At 63.4% G+C, this 1,128-nt stretch carries 1 protein-coding gene; it reads left to right on the forward strand.

The features are described from left to right. Nucleotides 1–552: 552 nt before the first annotated feature. A partial coding sequence (locus LQV45_RS34635) for a TetR/AcrR family transcriptional regulator (protein WP_230012447.1) occupies nucleotides 553–1,128 on the forward strand: 576 nt, incomplete at its 3' end.

Consider the following 1,128-nt stretch of genomic DNA (forward strand, 5'->3'; position numbering starts at 1 on the left):
GCAGTGGCCCACCCGCTGGCCGGCATCCGGCTGGCTCGAGGCATGGTCATGGTCTACGGGCCCCGCGACGAGAATGAGCTGCACGTGGTCGCTGCAATGGTAGAGACCAGTCACGCCTGCGCCACAGGCCCCGACGCCCACAGGTTGTAACGTTCCGGCAGGCCGGCCCCGATCATGCACCCCGGCGTGGCTTGCGAACCCGCGCATGGCGTTTCGCATTGTGCCGCGCCCGAGTGCGCGTGGCAACGTGGCCCAGCTTCGCCTGGAGCAGGAGAAGGCGGGGAACGGCGAAGTAGACGGCAATGGGAACGGCCACAAGAGTGAGCGTAAAAGCACGCAGGATCGGTGGCCACCCCGGCGCCAAAGCGGCCAAAATACTCATCCCGATTGCGGCCAGCGGAAAGATCGCCACCCAGGTGACAGCAGCCCTCACATGGACCGATGCCACACCGACGGTTCGGTGATGATGCCCATCCGTTTCATCGGCCGCTAGCGCCTTACCCTCGTGTTCCACTCAATCTCCAAACGTATGGTTGGAATTGATGCTACTGCGTGCTGTTTCGCGAAAGCAAACAAACGGTTGGAGTTATGATGGGGGCCATGGCCTGGGACACTGATGCGACGCAGAAGAAAATCCTCGATGCCGCAATTACCGAGTTCTCTGATCGGGGCTTCTCCGGTGCGCGCATCCATCAGATTTCGCGGAACTCCGGGTGCAACCGCGAACGGATCTACTTCTACTTTGGCGGCAAGGCCGGACTCTTTGAAGCGGCGCTCACACGCGAACTCGTCACCGCCCTGAACGACCTTCCGGTCGCCGGCATGGGTCCTGGTGCGATCGGAGATTTCGCGGGACGGTACTTTGATTTTTCCAGGAGCCGCCCCAGCCTCGCACGCCTTACCTTTTGGGAGGGGCTTGAGCAGGGACATCCGGTAGGAGCCGAGGCCCGCACCCTCCGCTCGGCGAACAAAGTCACCGAGATCCGGAATGCCCTTCCGGCCTTGAGCGAGGCCGCGGCGGAAGACCTGCTCCTGACCATCGTCACCCTGTGCCACGCCTGGGTCTCGAGCCCGAATGTCCCCCTCGTGATCACCGGACCGCCGGACGCAGAGCGCAGGCGCGCAACC

Source organism: Microbacterium sp. Bi128, from assembly GCF_918698205.1.